Genomic DNA, 6,289 nt, shown 5'->3' with positions numbered 1-6,289 from the left:
CTGGCGCAACTCGCTGTTGGAGTGCGCGGCCCACGCCGCGCAGCTGACATTGTTGAAGTCGCTGGCCGTGGTGCAATCTGATGATGTGCCTGCTTCGCGGCTGACGCCGCTCCCACAAATGAAAAGCATGGGTCGCAAGCTGTTTGTAGGAGCGGCGTCAGCCGCGAAGCTGGCACTGTTGAAGTTGCGGATAGTTGTGCAATCTGATGATGTGCGGGCTTCGCGGCTTACGCCGCTCCTACAACGGCCATGGCATCGCGCGTGGTTGCACAACAACAAAGGCCCGCTTGCGCGGGCCTTTGTCGTTCACTGCGTTCGGCACACCTCAGAACGGCTTGAGCTTGCCCAGCACCATGATCGCCAGAATGATCATCCAGATGCACAGCACCGGGATCTTTACCCGTGCCACCAGCTGCTTGAGCGACTGCTGGTCTGCATCACTCGCGGTTCCAGTCACCACCTTGCCGAACAAGGGGCCGAACGGACGCAGCTGGATGCGTACCAGCAAGCCCATGCTGATGATGCCGGCGAACAGGATCAGCTTGGCGCCCAACCAGCGGCTCTGTGCGATGAAGCCGCCATCACTCAAGGCATCGATGCCGGCCGCCACGCAGCCCACCAGCACCAGCAGGCGTAGATAGAAATCGACGCGGGCGATGCGCAGTCCTGCCGCAGAGTGTTCCTTGATGAAGGCTGCCCAGGCCAGGCCCAGCCACGCAACGGTGCCCAGCCATACCAGCCACAGCCAGCCATCGAGCGGCAGCAGGCCGGCCTTGCTGGCGATGGTCAGGCCGGTGCCCAAGGCCATGATCAGGCAGCTGCGCGGAATCATGTCCAGCAGCATCATCGCCTTGGCTGAAAACAGGCGCACCGGCAGCGGTTGCGCCGGGTCGGCGATCTTGCCGGCGATGTAGAACACGCCAAGGTCACCGCCCAGCCAGTAGCCGCCGATCAACAGGTGCAACAACAACAGCAATTGGTAATCCATCGTGGTCTCCAAAAGACATCGCTCCCATGCGGGAGCGATGCGTGCAACGGTGAGGTGGTGCTTACCAGAAGCGGTACTTGAACTCGACGCCGTAGGTGCGCGGCACGTTCGGGTAGATCACCCCGATACCCAGCCCGGCAATGTCGAAGCCACCGGTGGAGGAGATCTCGTTGCTCAGGTTCTTGCCCCAGGCGGCCACCGACCAGTTGGCATCACGCGGCTCGTAGGAGATGCGCGCGTTGTACTCGGTGTTGGCGCGGGTCATGATCAGCCGCGAGGTGTCCTGGTTCTGGTAGTACTCATCGGTATGGCGGGCCTGCGCGCTGAACACCAGGTCGGCATCGCCGACCGGCTGCACATAGGTGCCAGCCAAGGTCCACTGCATGTCCGGCGAGCTCTTCATCGAGCGGCCGTTGAAGTAGGCCGCGTTGATCGCCGCATAGTCCTTGTACTCGCCATCGATGGTGCCGATGCTGGCATCCACGCGCAGCTTGCTGGTCAGCTGTGCCTGCGCTTCCACCTCGAAGCCCTGGATCAGCGCACCGGTGGCGTTGGTCATCACGAACACGCCGTCCGAGTTCACCGCGGTGAGCTGGATGCCGTCGTAGTCCAGACGGTAATAGTCGGCGTTCAAGCGCAGCCGGTTGTCCCACAGCGTCGACTTCACGCCGACCTCGTACGCGCGCAGCGTTTCCGCATCCACCGGGGTGACGGTGGCGTAGGTGGTGCCACGGCCGTTGAAGCCACCACTCTTGAAGCCGGTGGTGACGCTGGCGTAGCCCATCACGTTGTCGCTGAAGTCGTAGGAAAGCAGTACTTTCCAGTCGGGGCGGGTCCAGCTCTTTTCGAGCGCCTTGTTGTAGTTCGGGTCGCCGTTGGCCTTCACCGAGCGTACCGAGAAGTCCTTGTTCTCATAGCTGTACCGGCCACCCAGGGTCAGGGTCAGCTTGTCGGTGAACTTGTAATCACCCTGCGCGTACACCGCGTAGGCGGAGGTGTCCTGCTCGACGAAGTTGGTGCCACCACGGGTGAAGATGTCATTGCGGGTGGGCTGGTTGTTGTGCTCCCAGAAGGCGAACACACCGGCCACCCAACTGAAGGGGCCATCCAGCTGCGAGGTGAACTGCGCTTCGTAGCCCTTCTGGTTCTGCTTCTGGTCCTGCTCCAGGTGGTAACGCATCTGGTCGGTGCCATCCACGTCCATGTAGAAGTGGTGGTCCAGCGTGCGGTAATGCAGGATGCTGCGCCAGGAGAACGCGCCGAAGTCGGTTTCGTTGGTCAGGGCCACGCCGAACTGATCCAGATCGTTGATGCCGCGCGTATCGGTTTCGGTCTTGTAATAGCTGCCCAGCTTGGGCGAAACGGTGTCGGTTGCCTTGTCCAGTGCCACCGGCGTGCCCCAGGCCGGCGTGGAGCGCTCGCGCAGGCGGTCGATGCTCAGCGTGGCATAGGACGACTCGCCCCAGGTGCTGGCAAACGCCAGGCGCCCGGCCAGCACCTTCTGGTCGTTGACCCAGCGGTCGTTGGTGATGTCATGCATGATGCCGTCGCGGTTGCGGCTCAATACCGCAGCCGACACGTCCAGGGTTTCACCGATGCGGGTGGCGAACATCGCGCGGCCATCCAGGCGGCCCAGGTTGCCGATGCTGGCATCGAAGCTCAGCTTGTCCTCGCCGGTGGGCTTCTTGGAGATGTAGCGGATCGCACCGCCGGTGGCATTGCGGCCATACAGCGTGCCTTGCGGGCCGCGCAGTACTTCGATGCGGTCCACGTCGTAGAGGTCGAGCATGGCGCCGTTCTGGCGGGCTATGTAGACATCGTCGATGTACAGCGCAACCGCCGGGTCGTTGGTGAACATCGACTCGTCGGCGCCAACGCCGCGCATGATGATCTTGGCGCCCGAGCTGGTGCCGGTGTTCTGTTCGATGATGATGTTGGGCGTGGTGAACTTGATGTCATCCACGCGCTTGATCTGCATGCGGTCCAACGCCGGCCCGCTGATCACGCTCATGCTGAGCGGTGTTTTCTGCACTTGTTCTTCGCGACGCTGGGCGGTCACGCTGACCTGGTCCAGCTGCACGGCTTCTTTCTCGGACGACTGGGCGTAGGCATCGCCGCTGCCGATGGCCGTCATGATCGCAACAGTTAACGCACTCCGGTACAGAACATCTTTCATGACTCGCCTCGTAGCGTGATGAAGGAAAAGCTCGTTCGGGTGGGACAAGCATCGCCATATAGATATATCAATGCTTCCTAATGAGTATTCCGTCATTTGTCCGGACAATCAACCGGACTATTGCAGGTTTTTTGCAACTGCGGATGTGTGCCTGTTCTTCTGTATCTAATTGAAAAACTGAGTATTACAACTATGAATGCGCTGTTTCATTTGTCCTATAGGTGTTGTTGTTAGGTCATTTGAATTGATATTGCTGCAGTTGCAGCACATAAACTTCCAGTGGCGATACGCGGTGCACGCCCAACACGGTCTTAATTGATTTATTGATATAACAATAATCATTACAGCCGCCGTGACGAGACCATGCAGACTGCAACCACAAGCCGCCAGTTCATCCGCATCGGTGATCGCACCGTGCATTACCGCTACGCAGGGCAGGGCCCGGTGCTGATGCTGTTGCATCAATCACCGCAGAATTCGCGCATGTGGTTGCAGATGATCGAGCGCTTTGCCGATCGCTATACGGTGATAGCACCGGATACACCGGGCTTTGGCTATTCCGATGCGTTGGCCGATGCGGCGCCGGGCATCGATCGTTTTGCCGAGGCAACACTGGAGCTTGCCGATGCACTTGGCATCGAACGCTTCGCCCTGTTCGGCATGCATACCGGCGGCCTGATCGGCATGCACCTGGCATGGATCGCGCCCGAACGCCTGCACTGCCTGATCATCGATGGCTATGCCTTGTTCAACGATGCCGAGCGTGCGCGCTACACCGATCGGTACCTGCCGCCGTTCGTTCCGAGCTGGGATGGCGGGCACCTGCGCTGGTTGTGGTCACGCATGCGTGAGCAGCTGTATTTCTTCCCGTGGTGTGATCCGTCCGCAGAATGCGCGATCGCGCTGCAGCCTTATGACGCGCAGGGCACGCACGGCGCGGCGATGGACATCCTCGATGTCGGCGACAACTATCGCAGTGGCTACGGTGCGGCGTTCCGCTATACCGAGCGGCAGCGTGTGGGCGAGCTGCGTTGCCCAAGCTGGCTGATCTACCGCCACGACGATGTACTGCTGAGCCATCGGCAGCGCCTGCCGGCATTGCCGGACAACGTGATCAGTGTGGAAGAACCCGATGGCGTGGAAGGGCTGCATCGGCGCATGGATGCCATCCTGCAGCAGACCACGTCGGCACCCGCCCTGCCGGTGGCGCTGGCTGCACGTGAGGTGCCGGGCTGGTCACGACGCATCGTCGATACGCCGGTGGGCGAAGTGGCCGTGTGGCTGCAACGCGGTGGCGACGATGCTGTGCTGCACATCCATGCGCCGGGCCAGGCTCCGTTGCCGCTGGCGGCGTTGCCGGTGGATGCATGCACCCGGATCGCCATCGAGCTTCCCGGCCATGCCGGTTCGGCCGAGATCACCACGCCGCTGAGCGCGCAGACAATGCAGGCGGCACTGCGTGCGGTGATTGATGCGCTGGCTGCGGGGCAGGCCATCGCCGTGCATGCGCATGAAGCAGCGGTGGCCTATGTACCGGCGCTTGCACAGTGGTTGGGCAGCCGTTTGAAGGAAGTGGTGCTGCACCAGCCTTGGCTGCTGCAGTCAGACGAATGCAAAACGCTGCTGGCGCGGCTGCCCGATCCTGCCATCCATGCTGCCGGCGGGCACATGGCCGAGGCCTGGCAATGGGAGCGCGAGCGTCATCTGCTATGGCCCTGGTTGCAACCCAGCGCGGCCGCGCGGCGTTTGGTGGCCGCGCCGGATACCGCGCAGGTACACGCCAATTTGGTCGAGCTGTTGCGCATCGGCGCGCAGCTGCCGGAGCTGTTCAAGGGCGTCGCGCTGGCTGACTGCGATCAGCAGCTGCTCGCACTGCAGGTACCGGTGACGCTGCATGCGCAGCCGCAGGACGACTACCAGGGGCGTACCGCGGCATTGGCGGCACAGCTGGCAACACGCTGATGGGACGCACCGCAGCCGCCCCGCAGCGGCTGCGGTGATGTTGCCTCATGCCGGCCGCAACAGCTCCAGCTGCTCGCCATCGGGTCCGAGCAGCGTCGCGATGCTGAAGTTCCCAAAGCCCGGCACGTCGAGCTCCGCACGTGCAATCAACTGCGCGCCCAGCTGCTGCAGCTGGTTGACATCGGCATCCAGTGCATCACTGAGCAGGGTGGCCGAGAGAATGCCGATATTGGGCGGCACCGCGACATCACGCAGCGGTGCGTCCGGCAGATGCTCCATGTCCAGATAGGCAAACATTTCCACGCGGCCGGGCACGATGTGGCCGTCCTTGATCAGATTGACGTTGTGGATGCGCACCGGCCGGTCGGTACCCAACAGGGTCTGCAGCTCGGGGAAGTCGAGCACGCGGTCGAACAACACCTCGAAGCCCAACGCCTTGTAGAACGCCACCGAGCGCGCCACGTCGCGGGTGGCCAGGGCAATGGTCTGCACCACGCTGACGTCGGTGTTGAGCGGGCCGCGCAGATCACCGCCGCGTTCATAGGAAAACACATCCAGGCGGATGCCATCGGGATCGTCATTGATCGAATCACGCACCGCGACTTCCTCGCTCACTTCCCAATAGCTGGGCTCGTGCGCACTGCTGCCGCCAGCGGTCTGGATGGCCTGCATGGTCGCCAGCGCATCACGGCAGCGGAAGTTGAGTGCGTAATAGCCGCTGCCGTTGTACAGATTGTCGGCATTCCACAGGCGCTGGCCGGGCGCGTCGAAGGCCAACAGGCGGATCCGACCGAGGCCGGAATCATCGGGGGCGAGCACCGCGTATTCGCCGCGCAGGCCGGGATCAAAACGCCATAGCGGTGCGAGCTCGGCGGATAGCGCACCGCGTGCCTGCACGCGGTAGCCAAGTGCGTTTTCATAGAAGGCGCAGGCTCGCTGCAGATCGCTTACGCCAAGGGTGACAGCCTTCACTTCGGACAACATGCCGGACTCCTGTTACAGGAACGTGGAAAGGTCATACCTGTTCCGATCCTGCAATATGTCCGGACAAATTGTCCAGTGCGGTTGGTGCTGTGCGCGACTGTAGTGGGGGGGGGGGGGGCGCCCGGGGGGGGGAGGGGGGGGGGTTGGGTGTGGCAAGATTAGGAGAACCAAGCGAGCGA

At 62.3% G+C, this 6,289-nt stretch carries 4 protein-coding genes; 1 reads left to right on the top strand and 3 read right to left on the bottom strand.

What is annotated here, in order from left to right; translation table 11 throughout:
- Positions 1 to 325: 325 nt before the first annotated feature.
- Positions 326 to 988 (bottom strand): hypothetical protein, encoded by a 663-nt coding sequence (locus ABE493_RS19120; RefSeq protein WP_346500944.1) that lies wholly within the window; start codon positions 986 to 988, stop codon positions 326 to 328.
- Between the two features lie 61 nt (positions 989 to 1,049).
- Positions 1,050 to 3,164: a TonB-dependent receptor gene (locus tag ABE493_RS19115; RefSeq protein WP_346500942.1), complete on the bottom strand. Its 2,115-nt coding sequence runs from the start codon at positions 3,162 to 3,164 to the stop codon at positions 1,050 to 1,052.
- 363 nt (positions 3,165 to 3,527) lie between these two features.
- Between ABE493_RS19115 and ABE493_RS19110 the strand changes: the two genes are divergently transcribed.
- The gene (locus tag ABE493_RS19110; RefSeq protein ID WP_346500940.1) at positions 3,528 to 5,126 is read left to right on the top strand and encodes an alpha/beta fold hydrolase; all 1,599 of its coding nucleotides are present in this window, start codon (positions 3,528 to 3,530) and stop codon (positions 5,124 to 5,126) included.
- A gap of 45 nt (positions 5,127 to 5,171) precedes the next feature.
- Here ABE493_RS19110 and ABE493_RS19105 read toward each other — a convergent pair whose 3' ends face one another.
- A complete protein-coding gene (locus ABE493_RS19105) occupies positions 5,172 to 6,110 on the bottom strand; it encodes a VOC family protein (protein WP_346500938.1) in 939 nt (312 codons plus the stop codon).
- Positions 6,111 to 6,289: the final 179 nt, after the last annotated feature.

Origin of the sequence: Stenotrophomonas terrae (assembly GCF_039674165.1) — a bacterium.
In the GTDB taxonomy this organism is placed as follows: Bacteria; Pseudomonadota; Gammaproteobacteria; order Xanthomonadales; family Xanthomonadaceae; genus Stenotrophomonas; species Stenotrophomonas terrae_A.
Note: the sequence above shows the minus strand (reverse complement) of the source record. Positions and strands in the feature narration are given on the sequence as shown.

Coding starts and splice junctions, on each gene's coding strand:
- ABE493_RS19105 (WP_346500938.1), bottom strand. CDS start 6,110: ATGTTGTCCGAAGTGAAGGCTGTCACCCTTGGCGTAAGCGATCTGCAG.
- ABE493_RS19120 (WP_346500944.1), bottom strand. CDS start 988: ATGGATTACCAATTGCTGTTGTTGTTGCACCTGTTGATCGGCGGCTAC.
- ABE493_RS19110 (WP_346500940.1), top strand. CDS start 3,528: ATGCAGACTGCAACCACAAGCCGCCAGTTCATCCGCATCGGTGATCGC.
- ABE493_RS19115 (WP_346500942.1), bottom strand. CDS start 3,164: ATGAAAGATGTTCTGTACCGGAGTGCGTTAACTGTTGCGATCATGACG.